18 protein-coding genes are annotated in these 20,621 nt (G+C 59.2%); all 18 read left to right on the top strand.

Annotated elements, in window-relative coordinates; translation table 11 throughout:
• The first annotated feature begins 9 nt into the window (after positions 1-9).
• Positions 10-801, top strand: a complete 792-nt coding sequence (locus ACVWXD_RS14425) for an enoyl-CoA hydratase-related protein (RefSeq protein ID WP_183702116.1) — start codon at positions 10-12, stop codon at positions 799-801.
• 4 nt (positions 802-805) lie between these two features.
• The gene (locus tag ACVWXD_RS14420; protein ID WP_183702113.1) at positions 806-1,657 is read left to right on the top strand and encodes an SDR family oxidoreductase; all 852 of its coding nucleotides are present in this window, start codon (positions 806-808) and stop codon (positions 1,655-1,657) included.
• Positions 1,658-1,659: 2 nt separating this feature from the next.
• Positions 1,660-2,805, top strand: a complete 1,146-nt coding sequence (locus ACVWXD_RS14415) for a CaiB/BaiF CoA transferase family protein (RefSeq protein WP_183702109.1) — start codon at positions 1,660-1,662, stop codon at positions 2,803-2,805.
• 14 nt (positions 2,806-2,819) lie between these two features.
• The gene (locus ACVWXD_RS14410; protein WP_183702106.1) at positions 2,820-4,016 is read left to right on the top strand and encodes an acyl-CoA dehydrogenase family protein; all 1,197 of its coding nucleotides are present in this window, start codon (positions 2,820-2,822) and stop codon (positions 4,014-4,016) included.
• A gap of 2 nt (positions 4,017-4,018) precedes the next feature.
• Positions 4,019-5,173, top strand: coding sequence for an acyl-CoA dehydrogenase family protein (locus ACVWXD_RS14405; protein ID WP_183702103.1), 1,155 nt, complete (start codon positions 4,019-4,021; stop codon positions 5,171-5,173).
• A gap of 20 nt (positions 5,174-5,193) precedes the next feature.
• The gene (locus ACVWXD_RS14400) at positions 5,194-6,357 is read left to right on the top strand and encodes an acyl-CoA dehydrogenase family protein (RefSeq protein ID WP_053136261.1); all 1,164 of its coding nucleotides are present in this window, start codon (positions 5,194-5,196) and stop codon (positions 6,355-6,357) included.
• Positions 6,358-6,370: 13 nt separating this feature from the next.
• The gene (locus ACVWXD_RS14395; RefSeq protein WP_183702100.1) at positions 6,371-7,195 is read left to right on the top strand and encodes an enoyl-CoA hydratase; all 825 of its coding nucleotides are present in this window, start codon (positions 6,371-6,373) and stop codon (positions 7,193-7,195) included.
• Between the two features lie 92 nt (positions 7,196-7,287).
• Entirely contained in the window at positions 7,288-8,205 is a 918-nt protein-coding gene (locus ACVWXD_RS14390) for an SDR family oxidoreductase (protein ID WP_221214851.1), read from the top strand.
• A gap of 48 nt (positions 8,206-8,253) precedes the next feature.
• Complete coding sequence (locus ACVWXD_RS14385) at positions 8,254-9,123, top strand: MaoC/PaaZ C-terminal domain-containing protein (RefSeq protein ID WP_183702097.1); 870 nt, start codon at positions 8,254-8,256, stop codon at positions 9,121-9,123.
• Positions 9,124-9,132: 9 nt separating this feature from the next.
• On the top strand, positions 9,133-10,329 hold the full coding sequence (locus ACVWXD_RS14380; RefSeq protein ID WP_183702094.1) for an acyl-CoA dehydrogenase family protein: 1,197 nt from the start codon (positions 9,133-9,135) through the stop codon (positions 10,327-10,329).
• Between the two features lie 79 nt (positions 10,330-10,408).
• Positions 10,409-11,539 carry an acyl-CoA dehydrogenase family protein gene (locus ACVWXD_RS14375; RefSeq protein ID WP_457371135.1) on the top strand — a complete coding sequence of 377 codons (1,131 nt, stop codon included), beginning with the start codon at positions 10,409-10,411 and terminating at the stop codon, positions 11,537-11,539.
• 1 nt (position 11,540) lies between these two features.
• A complete protein-coding gene (locus tag ACVWXD_RS14370) occupies positions 11,541-12,407 on the top strand; it encodes an alpha/beta fold hydrolase (protein WP_183702088.1) in 867 nt (288 codons plus the stop codon).
• A 501-nt stretch (positions 12,408-12,908) separates the two neighbouring features.
• Positions 12,909-13,919, top strand: coding sequence for an alpha/beta hydrolase (locus ACVWXD_RS14365; protein ID WP_183702085.1), 1,011 nt, complete (start codon positions 12,909-12,911; stop codon positions 13,917-13,919).
• Positions 13,920-14,001: 82 nt separating this feature from the next.
• Positions 14,002-14,751 (top strand): electron transfer flavoprotein subunit beta/FixA family protein, encoded by a 750-nt coding sequence (locus tag ACVWXD_RS14360; RefSeq protein ID WP_457371134.1) that lies wholly within the window; start codon positions 14,002-14,004, stop codon positions 14,749-14,751.
• A 1-nt stretch (position 14,752) separates the two neighbouring features.
• Entirely contained in the window at positions 14,753-15,682 is a 930-nt protein-coding gene (locus ACVWXD_RS14355; RefSeq protein WP_183702080.1) for an FAD-binding protein, read from the top strand.
• Positions 15,683-15,802: 120 nt separating this feature from the next.
• On the top strand, positions 15,803-17,344 hold the full coding sequence (locus ACVWXD_RS14350; protein ID WP_183702077.1) for a long-chain-fatty-acid--CoA ligase: 1,542 nt from the start codon (positions 15,803-15,805) through the stop codon (positions 17,342-17,344).
• Between the two features lie 190 nt (positions 17,345-17,534).
• Positions 17,535-18,896, top strand: coding sequence for an aromatic ring-hydroxylating dioxygenase subunit alpha (locus tag ACVWXD_RS14345; RefSeq protein WP_183702074.1), 1,362 nt, complete (start codon positions 17,535-17,537; stop codon positions 18,894-18,896).
• Positions 18,893-20,599 (top strand): FAD-binding protein, encoded by a 1,707-nt coding sequence (locus ACVWXD_RS14340; RefSeq protein ID WP_183702071.1) that lies wholly within the window; start codon positions 18,893-18,895, stop codon positions 20,597-20,599. Before ACVWXD_RS14345 ends, ACVWXD_RS14340 begins: the two co-directional genes overlap by 4 nt.
• Positions 20,600-20,621: the final 22 nt, after the last annotated feature.

Genomic DNA, 20,621 nt, shown 5'->3' with positions numbered 1-20,621 from the left:
GAGATACCGATGAGCGAACACAACGACATCGTCCAGGTGCACCGCGAAGGCGCGGTGGCTGTGGTCACGATGAACTGCCCGGACCGCAGGAATGCGTTCTCGATGAAGATGCGTCTGGCGCTACTGGACACCTTCCATACGCTGTTTAACGAAGACAGCGAGAGTCGGGCCATCGTGCTGACCGGCGCTGGTGGTCATTTCTGTGCCGGGGGGGACCTGTCGGAGATGACCTCTGTAGACCCGTCGCTGCTCGCCATGCGGGAACGGATCGCCATCGGCACGCGCCTGTTTCGCATGATCTTCACGGGAAGCAAACCTGTGGTTGCCGCCGTCGAAGGCAATTGCATGGGCGCCGGGGTCTCGCTGGCGGCTGCATGCGATTTGGCCATCGGCAGCTCTGCTTCGAAGCTTTCCTGCGCCTTCGTCAAGGTCGGCTTGCTGCCGGATACCGGTTTGCTGTGGACCCTGCCGCAAAAAGTGGGCGGTGGTAAGGCGCGGGAATTGATGCTCAGTGGCGCTGCCTTTGATGGCGTTGAGGCTGGGCGTATCGGCCTGTTCAATCAAGTCGCCGAGCCCGGTGAAGCATTGGCCCTGGCGGTGTCGCGTGCCTCTCAGCTGGCACAACTTCCGCCCGTCACCCTCGCGCTGCTCAAGGCAAGCCTGGTCAACGGCAATAACACCATCAGCGCGGCCTGGCGCCGGGAAGTCGATCTTAACCCCTTGACCCGCCAGACCCAGGATCACCTGGAGGCCGTTGCGGCCTTTATGGAAAAACGCCCACCGACCTTTAGCGGGAACTGATGCCATGTATGCAAGTGATTTGTTGGCCGGAAAGAAAATCCTGATCACCGGTGGCGGCACAGGGTTGGGTAAAAGCATCGGTAGACGTTACCTGGAGCTGGGGGCCGAACTGGTGATCGCCGGGCGTCGCCTTGAGGTCCTGAACGCGACGCTGGACGAGTTCCGCGAGGCCATGCCAGGGGTTCGCGCCAGCGCGGTGCAGGTCGATGTACGCGACGCCGAATCGGTCGAAACGATGATGGAAACTATCTGGCGGGACGGTCCCCTGGACGTTTTGTTGTGCAACGCAGCGGCGAATTTTATCGCGCGCACCGAAACCCTTTCGTCTCGGGCGGTCGATGCGGTGCTGGATATCGTGCTGCATGGCAGCTTCTATTGCGCTATCGCCGCAGGTAAGCGCTGGATCTCTGAAGGCCGGCCGGGCAATGTCATCAGTACGGTGTCAACGCCGACCATGACCGGTTCGGCATTCACCGCCCCCAGCGCCGCGGCCAAGGCCGGCGTGCTGGCGATGACCCGCAGCCTGGCAGTGGAGTGGGGCCCTAAAGGCATTCGCTTGAACTGTGTGGCGCCTGGGTTGTTTCCGACTCCGGGCGCCTGGGAGCAGCTCTACCCGCAAGGCTCTCAAGTGGAACCGCAAGACCTGAGTGTGCCGCTACGGCGTTTTGGTGAGCATCAGGAATTGGCTGATCTGTACAGCTACCTTGCCTGTGATGGCTCTGGGTACATTACCGGTGAAATGATCGTGATCGATGGCGGACGCTGGATGCAGGGCGTTGGCGGCCCGACTGCCCGTGCCATGCAGGGCTGGTCGGACGATCAGTGGGAAGCCATGCGCAACAAGGGGCGCAAATAACCATGGCCGGCCCGCTAACCGGCTTCAAGGTGGTCGAACTGGCCGGCATCGGCCCTGGGCCAATGTGCGCGATGCTATTGGCCGACCTGGGCGCGACCGTGATTCGGGTCGATCGCAAGGAACCGGTCAAGCTGGGGATCGAGCGCCCATTGCAATACAACACGTTATTGCGCAACCGCTATGCGATTGCCCTGGATCTCAAAGACCCGATGGGCGTAGAGACCGTGCTTAAGCTGGTCGAGCAAGCCGATGCGCTGATCGAAGGCTTCCGTCCCGGTGTTACCGAGCGTCTGGGGCTGGGGCCCGATGACTGCCTGGCGCGTAATCCTCAACTGATTTATGGGCGTATGACGGGCTGGGGCCAGACAGGCCCGATGGCAGCGTATGCCGGTCATGACCTCAACTACCTGGCACTGACAGGGGTGCTCGATGCCATTGGTCGTGAAGGTCAACCACCCACCATTCCTCTTAATCTATTGGGTGATTATGCGGGCGGTTCGCTGTACCTGGCCCTGGGTATTCTGGCGGGTGTCCTGGAAGCTCGGCAGTCCGGCAAAGGCCAGGTGGTCGATGCAGCGATCGTCGATGGTGCAGCGCACTTGGCAACCACCTTTTTCGGCATGCTCGCCGCCGGCATATGGAAAGAAGGGCGGGGCACCAACATCACGGACAGCGGTTCACCTTTCTATGACTGCTATGCCTGCAAGGACGGCAAATTCATCAGCGTCGGGCCGATCGAAAGCAAGTTTTACGATCAGTTGCTGAGCCTGATGGATATTGATCCCGTCAGCTTGGGAGCACAGATGGACCGTAGTGCCTGGCCTGAAGCCAAACAGATTATCGCCGAGCGCTTCCTCAGTCGCAGCCGTGACGAATGGGTCAGCCTGCTGGAGGCCAGCGATGCGTGTGCCGCCGGTGTACTGAGTTTTACCGAAGCCGCCGAGCATCCACATCTTAAAGCGCGCGGCACGTTCGTGAAGGTCGATGGCGTAGTGCAGCCAGCCCCGGCACCGCGTTTTTCCCGCAGCGAGCCTTCGACCCCGACGGCGCCAAAACCGGTTACCCCTGAGAACACCAATGCCGCGCTCGCCGCGTGGTTCAGTGCCAGCGAAATTGCCGCGTTGCGTGGCGACGGCATCATCGACTGAGAAGGAATGTTTCCATGGATCTACGCTTTACGGCTGAGGAAGTCGCCTTTCGCGATGAAGTGCGGACATTCCTTAAAAGTGCGCTGCCGGTGGCGGTTCGGCGCAAGGTGGAGTCTGGCCAGCGCATCTCCAAAGAGGAGATGGTCGACTGGGTGCGCATTCTGAACGCCAAGGGTTGGGCGGCCCCTGCCTGGTCCCCGGAGTGGGGAGGGCAGGGCTGGACCGCAACCCAGCAATACATCTTCAAGGAAGAGCTGCACATGGCGCCGGCGCCAGAACCGATCTCGTTCAATATGAACATGATCGGTCCGGTGTTGATTGCCTTTGGTACCGAGGCGCAGAAACGCGAATTCTTGCCGCGTGTCGCCAACATGGACTACTGGTTCTGCCAGGGCTTTTCGGAGCCGGGCGCAGGGTCGGACCTGGCCTCCTTGCGTACCAGCGCGGTACGTGACGGTGACGAGTACGTGATCAACGGCCAGAAAATGTGGACCTCGACCGCGCACCATGCCGACTGGTGCTTCATGCTGGTACGTACCGATGCCACCGCGAAAAAACAACAGGGCATCACGTTTTTGCTGATGGACATGCGCACGCCGGGTATCACGGTGCGGCCGATCATCACCCTGGATGGGCATCACGAAACCAACGAAATGTTCCTCGACAACGTGCGTGTGCCGATCGCCAATGTCATTGGAGAAGTGAACAAGGGGTGGGATGTCGCCAAGTTCCTGCTGGGCAGTGAGCGCGGAGGGATTGCTCGGGTTGGCCTGTCGAAGTTTCGCGTAAGGCGCGCCAAACAACTGGCCCGCAGCGTGAGCGTCGGTGATGGTTGCCTGGCGGACGAACCGCGTTTTCGCGAGCGGGTAGCGTCCATCGAGGTGGAACTCAAAGCGCTTGAAATGACCCAGATGCGTGTTATCGCGGACAGCGAAAAATATGGCCATGTCCCGGATCCGCGCAGCTCGATCCTGAAGATGAAAGGCTCCGAACTGCAACAGGCGGCCACTGAATTGTTGATGGAGGTCGCTGGCTACAACGCACTGGAATTCGATCTGTCGTTTGTCACCGGCGAAAATACGTCGTCCGGCGAGCATGACTGGGCCCTGACCATCGCGCCGAATTACTACTGGGTCCGCCACGTTTCCATTGTCGGCGGCTCCAATGAAGTTCAGCACAACATTCTCGCCAAGACGTTGCTGGGGCTTTAAGCATGAATTTCGATCTTAACGAAGAACAACGCATGCTCAAGGACGCGGTCGAGCGTCTGGTAGCCGATCAGTACGGCTTTGACCAGAGGGGGCGTTACCTGGCGCAGCCAGACGGCTGGAGCCGGCGGTTGTGGGCGCAGTTTGCCGAACTGGGGCTGCTCGGGTTGCCGTTTTCGGAAGAAGACGGCGGCTTCAACGGTGGATCCGTGGAGACCATGATTGTGATGGAGGCCATGGGACACTCCCTGCTGCTGGAGCCTTACCTGGCGACGGTGGTGCTCGCGGGCGGGTTGCTACGCGCATTGGCCAGCCCCGCACAACGTGCAGATTGGCTTCCGGCGTTGATCGGTGGAGAACGGCTGCTGGCCTTCGCCCACAGTGAGGACCAGTCGCGCTATGACCTGGCTGATGTGGCGACCACCGCCCGGCAAGACGGCGATGACTGGATTCTCGACGGCGCCAAACGCTTCGTGCTGCATGGTGACTGCGCCGACACGCTACTGGTCTCGGCTCGTGTCAGTGGTGGACGACGCGAGCGTGACGGTATCGCTTTGTTTGTGGTCGATGCGCAGGCCGAAGGCGTTTCGCGGCGTGGCTACAGGATGCAGGACCAACTGCGCGCCGCCGACATCCGTTTGTCCCAGGTCCGGGTCGGGTCGGCGGCCCTGTTGGGTGAAGCCGGCAAGGCCCTTGAATCAATCGAGCAGACGGTCGATGCCGCCATTGCGGCGCTGTGCGCTGAAGCCGTGGGTGCTATGGAACAAGCGCAGACGATGACTGTGGAGTACCTCAAAGTGCGCAAACAGTTTGGGGTGGCCATCGGTTCCTTCCAGAGTCTGCAGCACAAGGCGGTAGACATGCTGGTGATGACCGAGCAGGCCCGCAGCATGGCGCTTTACGCCAGCATGATGAGCAATGACCCGGACCCTCTGGAGCGCCGCCGGGCGATCTCGGCCGCCAAGGTGCAAATCGGTCGCTCGGCACGTTTCGTCTCGCAAACAGCGGTGCAGTTACATGGCGGCATTGGCGTCACCGAAGAGTGCCAGGTCGGCCACTACATGCGTCGCTTGTCGATGCTCGAATTCATGTTCGGTGATACCGACCATCACTTGGCGCAGTTGGCCCGCGATGGCGGCCTGATCGCAGAGAACGCCTGATTTTTCCGGAGAAGAGCACGATGAAACACGCCAACAACGATCCGTACCGTGACCTGCGCGACTCCTTGCGCGACCTGTGCGCCGAATACCCGAACGAGTACTGGCGCAAGATCGACCATGAACGGTCTTACCCGGAAGCCTTTGTCGATGCGCTGACCCATGCCGGCTGGATGGCCGCGCTGATCCCCGAGCAGTACGGCGGCTCGGGTCTTGGACTCACCGAAGCGTCGGTGATCATGGAAGAAATCAATCGCAATGGCGGCAACTCCGGTTTCTGTCACGGCCAGATGTACAACATGAATACCCTGCTGCGTAACGGCTCTGAAGCCCAAAAACAGCTGTACCTGCCGAAAATCGCCAGTGGTGAACTGCGCTTGCAGTCCATGGCGGTTACCGAGCCTTCGACGGGTACCGACACTACCAAAATGAAAACCATGGCCGTCAAAAAAGACGGTCGCTACGTGGTCAACGGGCAGAAGGTCTGGATCTCCCGTGTACAGCATTCGGACCTGATGATTCTGCTGGCGCGTACCACGCCGCTGGCTGACGTAAAGAAAAAGTCCGAAGGCTTGTCGTGCTTTCTGGTCGACCTGCACAGCGCAATTGGCAACGGCCTGACCGTGCAGCCGATTCCGAACATGGTCAACCACGAGACCAACGAGCTGTTTTTCGACAATCTGGAGATTCCTGAAGAAAACCTGATTGGCGAAGAGGGCATGGGGTTCAAGTACATCCTTGATGGCCTGAACGCGGAACGCGCATTGATTGCTGCCGAATGCATCGGTGATGGTTACTGGTTCGTTGATCGCGCGACGCGGTACGCCAATGAGCGCATCGTGTTCGACCGACCGATCGGCAAGAACCAGGGCATCCAGTTCCCGATTGCCGAAGCCTACATGGACATTCGCGCCGCCGACCTGATGCGATACCAGGCCTGCTCGCTGTTTGACAGTCATCAACCGTGCGGCGCCGAAGCCAACATGGCCAAGCACCTGGCGGCGACCTCGTCCTGGAAAGCCGCCAATGCCTGTCTGCAAACCCATGGCGGCTTTGGTTTCGCGTGTGAATATGACGTCGAGCGCAAATTCAGAGAGACGCGTCTGTATCAGGTTGCGCCCATCTCCACCAACTTGATCCTTTCCTACGTGGCCGAGCACATCCTCGGTCTGCCACGTTCTTTCTGACAGGAGTCACGCCATGAGCGTTGAAGCCCCTCGCTATGAAACGATTCTGTATGAGGTCAAGGATCGCATTGCGACCATTACCCTCAACCGACCCGATCAGCTCAATACCTGGAACGACGCGGTCGCTACCGACGTCTACGACGCGATGCAAAAGGCCGGGGCGGATAAAGGCGTGCGGGTCATCGTGTTCACCGGCGCGGGCAAGGCCTTCTGTGCCGGCGGCGACATCAACAGCTTTGGCGGCGACCCGAACCGCTTGATGACCAAGCTGCCGCGCCCGTTCGACATGCGCCAGCGTCCGGATTGGCAGACGCGTTGTTCCTACTACCCGGCGATTCCGAAGCCGGTGATTGCCATGCTCAATGGCGCTACGGTCGGGATCGGACTGATTCACGCGCTGTTCTGCGACATCCGGTTTGTGGCTGAAGACGCCACCATCACCACCGCCTTCGCTCGTCGCGGGTTGACGGCTGAATATGGCATGGCGTGGATTCTTGAGCGTCACGTCGGCCATGCCCATGCCCTCGACCTGCTGTTGTCGGGCCGCAAGATCAAAGGTCGTGAGGCCGAGCGCATGGGGATGGTCAACCGGGCTATCCCGGCAGATCGGTTGGTTGAAGAGACTTACGCCTATGCCCGGGATCTGGCTGAAAACTGTTCTCCACGTTCAATGCGAGTGATGAAGCAGCAACTCTGGGAAGTGCCATTCCAGACCTGTCATGAAGCGGTGATGAGCGCCGGGTTGGACATGCCGATTGCCAATCAGAGCCCCGACTACAAAGAAGGCATCGCCAGTTTCATGGAAAAACGCAAACCCGAATTCCCGGACGACCTGTAAGCATCACCCGTGGGCTACAGGCCAGACGAAAGCTATCGATAGCGTTGCGGGAACTGCTCCCGGCGCTCAAATAATGACAAGAGGACGCAGACATGAGTGCAATGCTGGAAGGTAAGGTTGTAGTCGTCAGTGGCGCCGGCAACGGCATCGGTCGTGCAATCGCCCTGGAAATGGCGGCTGAAGGCGCCCGTGTGGTGGTGAATGACCTGGGTTCTTCGGTACACGGCGAGGGCCAGGATGCAGGTCCTGCGCAGAAAGTGGTCAATGAGATCAAGGCATTGGGGGGCGATGCCGTGGCCAGTACCGACAGCGTTGCGGGATGGGATTCCGCGCACCGTATCGTGCAGACCGCCATGGACACCTTTGGGCGTATTGATGTGGTGGTTAACAATGCGGGCATTCTGCGTGACCGGATGTTCCACAAGATGGACGAGCAAGAATGGCTGGCGGTGCTTAGCGTCCATCTCAACGGCTCGTTTTTTCTGGCGCGTGCTGCTGCACCGTACTTTCGCCAGCAAAACGGCGGCTCTTACATTCACATGACCTCCAACACCGGCCTGGTGGGTAACGTCGGCCAGGTCAATTATGCCGCCGCCAAGCTGGGTATCGTGGGTATGTCCAAGGCGATAGCGCTGGACATGGCGGCCTTTGGCGTGCGTTCCAACTGCATCTCGCCGGCCGCCTGGAGCCGCATGATCGGCGCGGTCCCCACCGACACTCCGGAGAAAAAGCTGCAAGCCGAACGCATGGAAAAAATGATGCACCCCTCCAAGCAGGCGCCCTTGGCGGTGTTCCTGGCGAGTGATGCGGCCAAGGATGTTTCGGGTCAGATTTTCTATGTGCGCTCCAACGAAATCATGCTGGTCAGCCAGCCACGGGTGGTTCGTTCAGTCCACCGCGACGCTGGCTGGACCGCGCAATCGGTCGCCGAACACGCTATTCCGGCGTTGCGCGCGAGTTTCCTGCCGTTGCAACAGACCCATGAAGTCTACAGCTGGGACCCGATCTGAACCGTCGGTCAACCCATCACTGCGTCTGGAAACCCTGAGGACCCGAACATGCTGAACTACGACAAAGTCAAACACTGGCCCATAGAAGACGTCACACAGACCTGGACTGAGCGCGACAGCATCCTCTACGCACTGGGGCTGGGCGTGGGTGGCGATCCTATGGATGCCAACCAGTTGCGGTTCACCTACGAAAAAGATCTGCAAGCTGTGCCGACGCTGGCGGCAGCGATTGCCTGGCCAAAATCGTGGATGCGCAATCCCGAGACCGGTATCGACTACCTCAAACTGGTTCATGGTGAGCAAGACACCCGCTTGTTCAAACCAATGCCAGCCAGTGGCACGGTGACCAGCCGCACCCGGGTCAGCCGGATCTGCGACAAGGGCGTGGGTAAGGGCGCGATTGTAGAGCTGCTGCGCGACATCATCGATACCGCCAGCGGCGAACGGATTGCCGAAACCCGACAAATCTCGTTTTTACGTGGCGACGGTGGCTTCAGCGAAGTTTCAGGCGTGACCGACGCTCCCCCCGCGGGGTTACCAGGAGTGCCTGAGCGCGCACCGGATGCGGAGTTCGAATTGACCTCTCCGGCCCAGGCGGCCTTGATCTATCGTTTGTCGGGGGATTCCAACCCGCTGCACGCGGACCCGGAGATCGCGGCCAAAGCCGGTTTCAGCAAGCCGATCCTGCACGGTCTGGCGACTTACGGCATGGCGGCGTTCGCGGCGATCAGTTGTCTCGCGGGGGGCGATGCCCGTCGACTCAAGCGTGTCGCCGCGCGGTTTACCGCACCGGTCTATCCCGGCGAGACCCTGCGCTTTCAGTTCTGGAAAGGTGATAACGGTCAATGGCACTTGCTCGCGCGGATCGATGCACGGGATGTAATCGTGCTGAATAACGGCCTGATCATACTGAGTTGAGATAAGCCTATGAACCTAAGTGAAAGCTCGGAAGACCAAGCCTTCCGCCAGCAGGTGCGTGAATTCGTTGCTACCCAACTTCCAACTGACATTCGCGACCGGGTGCTCAACTTCAAGCACCTGGTGCGTGAAGACTACGTTCGTTGGCAGCGCATTCTCGCGGCCCAGGGCTGGGGCGCGCCAGCGTGGCCGCAGTCCTTCGGTGGTGCCGGCTGGAACTCAGCCCAGCGCAATATATTCGACGAAGAGTGTTTCTGTGCCGGCGCACCCAGACAAATGCCGTTCGGGCTATCGATGGTCGCGCCGGTGCTGCAGAAGTTTGGCACTACGGCTCAGCAAGAGCGCTTTCTGCCACGCATTCTCAGCATGGAGGACTGGTGGTGTCAGGGCTATTCGGAGCCCGGAGCCGGTTCTGACCTGTCGTCACTGAGCTGCCGGGCCGAACGCGAGGGGGACTTTTATCACGTCACCGGTCAAAAAATCTGGACCTCGTTTGCCCAATGGGCCGATTGGATTTTTTGTCTGGTGCGTACCGATGCGTCGGGACGCCAGCAGGAAGGTATTTCGTTTCTATTGATCGAAATGAACACCCCCGGCATCCAGGTGCGCCCGATCAAAACCCTGGATGGCGGTCATGACGTCAACGAAGTGTTCTTCGATAACGTCAAGGTCCCGGTCGAGAATCTGGTGGGCGAAGAACACCGCGGCTGGAACATCGCCAAATATTTGCTGGGCCATGAGCGAACCAATATTGCCGGGCTGGGTAACTGCAAGCGCTTCATGCGGCGCTTGAAGGAAATTGCCGCCAGCGTCAGCAAACACGGAAAACCACTGATCGAAGATGTGCGCTTTCGCGACAAAGTAGTACGTATCGAAATGGAGTTGTTGGCCCATGAGTGGTCTTTACTGCGGCTGATCGACCAGGAACAGAAGCAGCAAAGCAAAGGCATCGAAGCATCACTGCTGAAGGTGCGCGGATCTGAAATCCAGCAGACCCTGACCGAGCTCATCATGGAATGTGCCGGCCCTTACGCCGTGCCGTTCACCAGCGAGGCGATGGAGGCCGATGCGCAGGTCGACACGGCCAATGGCGAGTTGCTCAACGCCTTGGCGGCGCACTACCTCGATTGGCGCAAGATTTCGATCTATGGCGGCTCCAACGAGGTGCAGAAGAACATTATCGCCAAGTTGACGCTTGGTCTCTGACTGTCGACGGATCGGTCCATTCGCTTGAACGACGCCCGGACGACGAGCGTGCGGGTGGGTTGGCCATGAGGGTACTGCCATGGATTTTTCGCTGAACGAAGAACAAAGAATGCTGACCGACCTGGTCAACCGCTTCATTGAGCGCGAGTACGCATTTGAAAACCGCCGCACGCTGGCGCAGACCGCACAGGGTTGGTCGACGCAAAACTGGGCCGCGCTGGCCGACACCGGGTTGTTGGCGTTGAACGTTGCCGAGGTTTATGGCGGTCTGGCGGCCGGTCCGGCAGAAACCATGATAGTCATGGAGGCGTTTGGCCGGGGTTTGTTGCTTGAGCCGTATCTGCCCACCGCCGTGGTCGGTGCAGCGCTGATCGGTAAATCGGCCACTGACGCACTCAAAAGCGATTTGCTCGGCGAGTTGGCGGCTGGCTCGTTGCGCGTAGCGCTGGCGGCACTGGAGCCACAGGCTCGTTTCGACTTGAGTGATGTATTGACCGACGCCAAGCGTTCGAATAATGGATATGTGCTTAACGGGCAAAAAGCCGTGGTGGCCCATGGTGATTCGGCCGACTGGCTGATCGTTTCTGCGCGCACTTCTGGCCGGCAGCGCGACCGGCAGGGTATCAGTCTGTTCCTGGTCCCCGCCACAGCCGCCGGTTTTGAAACCAGGGGCTTTTCCGGTCTCGATGGTCAACGTGTCGCCGAGATCAGGCTGAACGATGTTCATGTCAACGCTGAAGCCCTGATGGGCCGGGTTGATCTGGGGTTCGACGACCTGGATTGGGCGGTTGATCGGGGGCTCTTTGCCCTGTGTGCCGAGGCTGTGGGCTGCATGGCCAGACTCACCGAGCTGACCGTCGACTACCTGCAGACCCGCAAGCAGTTTGGCAAGGCGATTGGCAGCTTTCAGTCACTTCAGCACCGACTTGCCGACATGCTGGGCTATGTCGAACAGTCCCGCTCAATCACCCTGTATGCGGCGTCCTGCCTCGACTTGCCGGCCGTAGAACGGTGCAAGGCGGTGTCGGCTGCCAAAGCCTTGATCGGGCGGGCAGGGCGCCTCATCGGGCAACAGGCGGTGCAATTGCACGGCGGGATGGGCATGACCGATGAACTGGCGGTGGGTTGGTATTTCAAGCGACTGACCTGCATCGACATGACCTGGGGAGACGCTGATCACCATGTCGAACGCTACAGTGAACTGCTGTGATATGACGACCTTCAATGAGCAAACACCGGCCTGGTTCGACCAGGCTATCGGGTGTCCCGCACGCTCTCATTTCGCTACGAGCGAGGGCGTCGCGGTGCATTACCTGGCCTGGAACGAAGAGGAGCGGCACAAACCGGCGTTGCTGTTCGCCCATGGCTACCGTGGACATGCGCACTGGTGGGACTTTATCGCGCCGTTTTTTCGCGAAAACTATCGGGTGTTTGCCCTGGACTTCAGCGGCATGGGCGACAGCGCCTGGCGGACACAGTACAGCGCTGAAGTGTTCGTCGAAGACTTACGAGCGGTGATCGAACACGCCGACATGGGCACCGCTACCCTGGTGGGCCACAGCTACGGCGGTACCCGTGTACTTCGGGCGTGTTCGGTCTGCCCCGAGCTGATTCATCGCGCCGTGGTGGTCGACAGCTATGTCCCGTTTATCGACACCGATACGCCACCTGTGCCGCGTCAATACGGCGGCACTGTCTATCCGGATGCAGACACCGCGATGCAGCGCTTTCGTCTGATGCCTGAGCAGCCGGCCCACCAATGGGCGCGTGAATACATCGCGCGGCATTCGTTGCGTGAGACCGAACAGGGATGGACCTGGAAGTTCGATCCCGACCTGCCGTTCGCAATATTCGAACGCGACGGTGAGTCTGTCTTGCAACAGATCAAGGTGCCGCTGGATTTCGTCTGTGGTGAGCTTAGCCAGGTGGTCAGTAGCGCCCGTGCGGAACGTATTGGCGCAGTCCTGGCGACACTGCCCAATGCCAGAGGACCGGTAGTCATGCCTCAGGGGCATCACCATTTGATGCTGGATCAGCCATTGGGCTTGATCAGTACTTTACGGGCGTTGTTGTCCTGAGGTGAATCCCGGCGCTGGATATCGCTGGGCAGTCGAATACTCGCTCGCAGCAATGGCTGCGAGCGAGCACAGATGACCCCGGATGCCAGCCGACGCTTCAACGCAATGAGGCAAAGCTCACGGAGGGTGTCACGCACTGAAGGGGATTCATCTTGCAATTATTGATTGCCGCTTGAGGATTCGCGATGCGAATTTCATTCACTGCGGCAGCAAACACCATGATCGAAAGTAACAAAACAGACGTGCTTATTATTGTTTTCATGTCTTTACCTGCCTGTTAGCAGTGTCTTGGAAAGTCCAGCACCTGTTCCAACCGCAACCTGCGCTGGTGTCGATAAGGCCTCGAACGCACTCATCCTCCCACACTATTCAGTTATTGTGAACGGTGTTTACAAATATAAATTGCATGCCGTAAGTTCCTCACAGGGGAGTGCCGACGTATGGCGCGAGCCTACGTGCTCTCCCCATCCTTGATGCTCACAACAAAAACGAGAGTGATCTATGAGTGCTTCCTCTATCAGCAAACGCCTGGATATGCACGTCGATGTCAGTGCGGTGATTCCCCTGCCAGGCCCGCATCGGGTGGCGATGACGGTGTATTTGCCGGATGTCGAATGCTTGGCCCAGCCGCCGGTCGCTATCTTCGCCTCGCCGGGTGGCGGCTACACGCGTCACTATTACGACATGTCATTTGTCGGCCACGCAGGCTACAGCGAAGCTGAATATCACTGCGCGCAGGGGGTGATTTTCATTGCCTACGATCATCTGGGTGTTGGCGACAGCTCCACGGAGCACCTCGGCGCCTATACCGTCGAGCACCTGGCTGCGGCGAATGACAGCTCAGTGCGTCAAGTGATCGAGCTATTGCGCAGCGGCACGTTGACCGAGGGCTACGCAGCGTTGCCAATGCTGCGCAAGGTGGGCATCGGTCAATCGATGGGCGGCTGCATCACGCTGATCATGCAAGGGCGGCACGCGACCTTTGATGCGGTGGCGGCGTTGGGCTACAGCGCATTGCATACGGTATTGCCACAACGTAATCCCGAGGACGTGAAGCGCGGTATCGACGCCCACAACCAAGGACGCGAGGCCACTCCAGCCGAGCTGTCTGTGCAGCAATCAAGCCTGCAAGTCGTGGATTTCGTCTACCCCTTCCACTGGGAAGACGTTCCTCGGGACATCCTCGAGGCTGATATGAGCGGTGGCTACCCCATCCGACTCAAAGCCCCTCCGTTTGGCAGCCTGACCGTTCCGCCCTGCGCCGTGGCGATGATGTCTGAAGGGTTTATTCGTGAAGAGGCGAACCTGATCACGGTCCCTGTGCTGATGGCCATGGGTGAGCGGGATGTCAGTCAGCATCCGCAGCGGGAGCCCAGTGCGTTTGCCCAGGCCCGCGACGTTTCGGTGTTTGTCGTGCCCTCGATGGCTCACATGCATAACTTCGCCTCGAGCCGACTCACCCTGTGGGCCAGGATCAACTGCTGGGCCATGATGGTCACCCCTGACGTGTGAGCCGAACGTTTTCAGGATTGACAGATAACCTGAACGAAGTTCAGTATACTGAACATCATTCAGGTTATCGGGCAGGTCCGTTATGAAAGTGCTGGTCGCCGTCAAGAGGGTCATTGATTACAACGCCAAGCCGCGCGTCAAACCTGATGGTTCGGGTATTGATCTGAGCAACGTAAAAATGTCGATGAACCCTTTCGATGAAATTGCCGTGGAAGAAGCGGTCGCGCTCAAGGAGGCTGGTATCGCCAGCGAAGTGGTGCTGGTCTCCATCGGCACCCAGGCTTGTCAGGACGTGCTGCGGACCGGTTTGGCCCTGGGAGCGGACCGGGCGATCCTGGTGCAAACCGACATTCAGGTGCAGCCGCTGGGCGTAGCCAAGGCGCTGAAGGCGATCTGTGAACGTGAGCAGCCAAGCCTGTTGATTCTTGGCAAGCAGGCCATCGACGATGACGCCTGCCAGACCGGCCAAGCGGTCGCCGCGCTGTTGGGCTGGCCACAAGCGACATTTGCTTCAAACGTCGAACTGTCGGCAGACACTGTCTTGGTTACCCGCGAGGTGGATGGCGGTTTGGAGACCCGGGCGTTGTCCCTGCCTGCGGTCGTCACCACAGACCTGCGCCTCAACACCCCGCGTTATGCCTCACTGCCCAACATTATGAAAGCCAAGAAAAAAACCCTGGAAACCCTCAGTGCGGCAGAGCTCTCAGTCGATCTTGCACCCCGTCTCAAAACAGTCAGCGTGCGTGAACCCATGGCGCGTGAAGGCGGGGTACTGGTCGCTGATGTGAAGGCGCTGATTGATAAACTTCGTTTGGAAGCAAAGGTGATTTGATATGGCTGTCCTGGTAATTGCGGAACACGACAACCGTTCGCTCAAGAGCGCGACGTTCAATACGGTGACAGCGGCTTTGCAGATGGGCAGCGACGTGCACGTGCTGGTCGCCGGACACCAATGTTCAGATGCAGCCAAAGAGGCTGCGAGCATCGCCGGTGTGAGTCACGTGTTGCAGGCCGATGGTATCGAGCACGCTTATGCGCAGGCGGAAAACCTGGCGGCTCAGGTGCTTGAGCGGGCGCGTGACTACAGTCACATCGTCACGGCGGCCAGCGCGGTAGGCAAAAGCTTTATGCCGCGTGTCGCGGCTCTGCTCGACAGTTCCCAGGTGTCGGATGTGATTGCGGTCGTGGCGAGCGACACCTTCGTTCAACCGATTTATGCCGGCAACGCCCTGGCGACTGTCCAGACCTGCGACCCCATCACCGTGGTGACCATTCGCACCACGGGTTTTGATCCCGCCGTGACGGGTGGGCAGGCCGTTATCGAAGCGATTCCGGTGGTGGTGGACTTTGCGTTTTCGCGCTTTATCAGCCAACAGCTGACCCGCTCGGATCGCCCGGAACTGACGGCTGCTTCCATTGTGGTCTCCGGTGGTCGCGGCATGGGTAGCGCGGACAACTTCAAACTCCTGGAAAACCTGGCCGACAACTTGGGGGGCGCGGTCGGTGCCTCGCGCGCGGCCGTGGATGCAGGTTTCATGCCCAACGACTATCAGGTTGGGCAGACCGGCAAGATCGTGGCCCCTGAACTCTATATTGCTGTGGGTATTTCGGGCGCGATTCAGCATCTGGCGGGTATGAAGGATTCCAAGGTCATCGTTGCGATCAACAAAGACCCTGACGCACCCATTTTTCAGGTCGCGGATTACGGGCTGGTGGCGGATTTGTTCGAGGCAGTACCCGAAATGGCCGACGCGCTCGGCTAGTGTCAACCGCCAGTGCCGGGAAAGCTGCCATGGTGTGTTGCCAAACGCCGAGGGTATAGCGGACTCTTGGCTCATAACTATAAAAGGCAGGAAACGGATGCTCATGTTGGGGGAGCTATTTTGAAAACGCTTGCAGAACTGCTGGAGCGCAACGCTCGTCTGTTTCCAGAGCAGGAAGCCGTGGTGTATCAGGATCGACGCATCACCTATGGCCAGTTGCTGGAGCGCGGTTTGCGCCTGGCTTCGAGCCTGCATCGCATGGGCATGCGGCATCAGGATCGCGTGGCGGTCCTGACGATGAACTGTAACGAGTATTTTGATGTGTTTGCCGCCTGCCAGATGACCGGGTTTATTTGTGCCACGGTCAACTTTCGACTGGCGGCCCCGGAGTTGCAGCACATCCTGAGCGACAGCGCACCGTCGGTGTTGATCTTTGAAGCGCAGTACGCTGAATTGGTTAATGCGTTGCGCCCCGGCTTGCCTGACATTGAGCACTACCTGTGCATCGGCGAATGCCCGGCCTGGGCACAACCTTACGAGCTAAGCCTGGCAACGGGCGATCCGGCGGGGCCAGGGCTGCGCGCGCTGCCGGAGGATATCGTCCATCTGATATACACCAGCGGCACCACCGGCCGGCCCAAAGGTGCGGCACGCTCGCAGCAGGGCGACCTTGCGCTGGCTCAGAACCAGTCCGCAACCATGGATATTCGCACCAACGGCCGTATGCTGGTGATGATGCCCATGTTTCACGCCGGTGGTATCTCGATGATGCTGTCGGAGTTCTGGCACGCCGGCTGCGTGGTCTTGCATCGCAAGTTCGAGCCCGAGGAAGTACTGCGGACCATCGAGCGCGAGCGTATCGAAACCGTCCATATGGCACCCACCATCGTTCAGCAAGTGCTCGGCTTGCCGAACATCGGTGATTTCGATCTGTCGAGTCTGGAAACCATCCTTTACGCCGCAGCCCCCATGCCGGTGGCTGTTCTCAAGCGTGGCGTCGAGCTGCTCGGACAAATATTCGTCAACTCCTGGGGCATGACCGAAACCAGCGGGACCGTGTTGCCGCGCCATCTGCACAAGCTCGAAGGCAGTGCCGAAGAGGTGCGTCGCCTGGGCTCGATCGGCCAGGCCATGACCTATTGCGACATCCGGGTGGTTGATGAGCAGGACCAGGACTGCCCCTGCGGTACGCCGGGGGAAATTTGGATCCGTTCGCCTGCCAACATGGCGTATTACTGGAACAATAGCGCAGCCACCATCGAGACGTTGCGTGACGGTTGGCTGCGCACCGGCGATATGGCCTGGATAGATGAGGCTGGCTTCCTGTTCCTGGTCGATCGCAAGAAAGACATGATTATTTCCGGTGGCGAGAACATCTACTGCCAGGAGGTTGAGCAGGCCCTCATGCATCATCCTGGCGTGGTCGATGTTGCGGTCATTGGCGTCCCCCATGAGAAATGGGGAGAGGCGGTGAAGGCGGTGGCTGTACGCACCCCCGGCATGTCTGTCACCGAAGCTGAACTGATCGAGTTCTGTACCACGCGTATCGCCCGTTACAAGAAGCCTGCGAGTGTCGACTGGGTAGACGAGCTGCCGAGGCTGCCGAGTGGAAAGGTGAATAAGATGGTTCTGCGCGAGCGCTATCGCACGGCTTCCAGCTAAGCGTACTAAGCCAGGCGATTGCACCAATGATTAGCTAACGAAGTACATTGACACCCATTTGCTTGCCGTTTATATTTTTGAACATCGTTCATAAAAAATTCCATTTACACAGTTCCATGTGGTTCAAATAGATAGTCCTGTACCGAAAACAATAAAAGGCAGTTCGCTGCCAGATACCGGAGGATTTCTGATGACTGTTCATGAAGAGGCTCCTCAGCCGATTCGAGAAGACTTCGTCCCGCGTGACGGGTATATCTCTCCCAAGTTCCTGCAACTTGAAAACGAACGGATGTGGCCGAAAGTCTGGCAAGTCGCCTGCCGGCTTGAGGAAATCCCGAACGTCGGCGATTACGTGACCTTTGATGTCATCGGTGACTCAATCATCATCACTCGTTTGACCGGCGACAAAATCAAGGCCTACTACAACGTGTGCCAGCACCGGGGCCGGCGTTTGACCACGGGCTGCGGCCATGCCACCAAGTTCCACTGCAACTACCACGGCTGGCAATGGAACCTGGATGGCAGCGTGCTGCGCATTCTTGACGAGAGCGATTGGGCCGGCTGTCCCAACATGAACAGGGAAGACCTTGCGCTCAAGGAGGTGCTGGTCGACACCTGGGGCGGCTTCGTGTTTATCAATATGGACCCACAAGCCGAGCCGTTGGCCCAGTACCTGGCGCCGGTACCGGAAATTACCGATTGCTACGAATTCGAGAAAATGCGCTACCGCTGGTACAAGTCGGTGAAGCTGCCGTGCAACTGGAAAGTCGCCCAGGAAGCGTTCAGCGAGGGCTACCACGTGGCGGCCACTCACCCGCAGATCCTCGATACCCAGGGTGACGACGTGACCCGCAGCTTCGCCTTCGGCAAGCACGGCATGTTCGGCTATTCGACTGCGGTGCGCATGCCAGGCACACCGTCTTCGCGCACGGGCAAGCCGATTCCAGAAGACATTCGCCCGGGCATGGTCAAGTTCTACCAACTGATGGAAGATCAGTTGAAGGCCATCTTCACTGACCGTGACAACGAAGCCACCAAGCGCCTGATGACGGAGCTTGAGCCGACTCAGGACCAGTTTCTGGTACTTTCCAAAGCCATGGAGTTTCAGCGCGAAGCGGCCATTGCCGATGGCGCCGGTTGGCCGGATATTTCCTTCGAACAAATGGGGCGCGCCGGCACGGATTGGCACGTATTTCCGAACCTGGTGTTCCTGCTGTACCCGGATGGCGCATTGTTCTACCGCTCCCGCCCGGACGGCGATAACCCGGACTCGTGCATCTTTGATATCTGGTCGCTCAAACGTTATGCGCCGGGCAAGGAGCCAAAACTCAACCGTGAGTTTTATCACGGCGTGGATGACTGGAAAGTCGACACGGCGGAAAACTTTGGCGTGATCCTCAGCCAGGACTTCATGAACATGGGGCAAGTGCAGCAAGGCATGAAGTCCCGTGGTTTTGCCGGTGCGCGAACCAACCCGCTGCAGGAAACAGCGATCTCCAACTTCCATCGCGAGCTGTCCGAGTACATCAATGGTAAGGGGACCACTCGATGAGCGATTGGCAGGAGAGTTATGACCTGGTGATCATCGGCAGTGGCGGCGGTTCGATGTGCGCTGCGCTCATGGCGCAGCAACTGGGCAAGAAAGCCCTGATCATCGAGAAGCAAGACAAGGTCGGCGGCTCGACCGGGTATTCCGGGGGCGTGTGGTGGGTACCCAACAATGCCGTGATGAAACGGCATGGCGTACAGGACTCCTATGAACGCGCGCGGCAATACATGGACAGCACTGTCACCTATGACGGTCCGTCGACGTCGCCGATCCGCCGTGAGGCGTTCCTCAAGAGCGGTCCGCTCATGGTCGATTTTCTCGAGCGCAAAGGCATGGCGTTCGAGTACGCCGATGGTTGGTCAGACTATTACGACGAGCGTCCCGGCGGCGAACCTCGCGGTCGCTCGTTAATCGCCAAGCTATTCAATATCAATGAACTGGGAGCATGGACCCAGAAGCTCTCGCGCTACCGCGGAGCCGGTATTCCAGCCACTACCAACGAATACCCGACGTTGTTTCTGATGAAGCGCACCTGGGCCGGTAAGCGCATGGCGATGAAACTGGGCCTGCGCATCCTCAAGCAGAAGTTGCTGAAACAGGAGTTGCTGGGCGGTGGCGCAGCGATTCAAGGGCGCATGTTACAAATCGCGCTGCGGAACAAATTGCCTATCTGGACCGAAACCCCGGTCACTGATCTTGTCGTCGAAGACGGTCGTGTCGTCGGCGTGCTGGCGCAGCGCGAGGGCAAATCCGTTCGCATTCAAGCGCGTGAGGGTGTGCTGATCAATGTTGGTGGCTTCTCGCGGAATGAAGCCATGCGCAAGCAGTACCAGCCACAGCCGTCGTCGGCCGATTGGACCAACGCCAACCTGGGCGATACCGGCGAGATTATTCAGGCCGCGATGAAGCTGGGGGCCGCCGTGGATTGCATGGACGAATCCTGGTGGGTCGTGACGTCCCTGGGCCCGAACGAAAGCTTCCCGGAAGGCGCGCTGACGCCGGAAGGCAAGCCATTGCCCTTCATGCATCACCTGGATTTGTCGCTGCCGTACTCGATCATGGTCGATCAGGACGGCCAGCGTTTCTGTGACGAAGCCGGTGCCTATATGGAAATCGGCCAGCGCATGTACAAACGTCAGGCCGAGACCGGCAAGGCGGTGCCTGCGTGGGTCGTCATGGACAGTCGTCAGCGCAAGTTCTACCCCTGGGGCACCGCCATGCCTGGGCAGATTCCCCAGCAGTGGCTGGATAGCGGCTACATGATCAAGGCCGACAGCCTCGACGAACTGGCGCGCAAATGTAGTATTGATCGCCAGGGTTTGGCTGCGACGGTGACGCGCTTCAACGGTTTCTGCCAAAGCGGAGTCGATGAGGATTTTGGTCGCGGTTCCCGCGCTTTCGACCGCTGCCACGGCGACCCAACGGTCAAGCCGAATCCGAACCTGGGCAGCATTGAAGAAGGGCCGTTTTACGCGGTGCGTATGTACCCGGGCGACGTGGGCACCGCCGGTGGTTTGGTCACCGACGAGTATGCCCGAGTCCTTAAAGAGGACGGCTGCACCATCGAAGGACTCTATGCCACCGGCAACTCGACGGCAGGTGTCACCGGGCGGTGCTATCCAGGTGCGGGCACCAGCATTGCGGCCTCGTTCATTTTTGCCTACATCGCCGCGCAGCATTCGGCCGGTGTGGAAAAGATCTGGTAACCCCTCGAATCCATTCGTGACG

The organism is Pseudomonas sp. TE3911 (assembly GCF_054062775.1).
This window is presented reverse-complemented; position numbering and strand designations above follow the sequence as displayed.